This window comes from Paenibacillus agri (assembly GCF_013359945.1).
Classification (GTDB): domain Bacteria; phylum Bacillota; class Bacilli; order Paenibacillales; family Paenibacillaceae; genus Paenibacillus_AQ; species Paenibacillus_AQ agri.
Window position 1 is genome coordinate 1 of sequence record NZ_JABWCS010000094.1, and the last position, 273, is coordinate 273.

A 273-nucleotide genomic window follows, 5' to 3' on the forward strand; every position below is an offset into this window, starting at 1 on the left:
TTGTAGAAGGGAAGCTAAAACTGAAAGTAAACCGGGAGAAAAGTGCGGTGGACAGGCCATGGAAACGTAAGTTGCTAGGATTCAGTTTTCTGAGCCAGAAACAAGCGACCATTCGAATAGCGCCGAAGAGCCTTTTAGCATGTAAAGAAAGAATTCGAGAGTTAACGAACCGAACATGGTCGATTTCAATGGAAGAACGGATTAGGCGGCTGAACCGCTATCTGATGGGTTGGCTCGGCTATTTCCGTCTAGCTTCAGCAAAGACGCACCTCC

The 273-nt window shown here is 47.3% G+C and carries 1 protein-coding gene; it reads left to right on the forward strand.

Going from position 1 to position 273, the window contains the following annotated elements; translation table 11 throughout:
- Positions 1–273, forward strand: a 273-nt coding sequence (locus tag HPT30_RS00430; RefSeq protein ID WP_281364439.1) for a group II intron maturase-specific domain-containing protein, incomplete at both ends; no start/stop codon positions are given.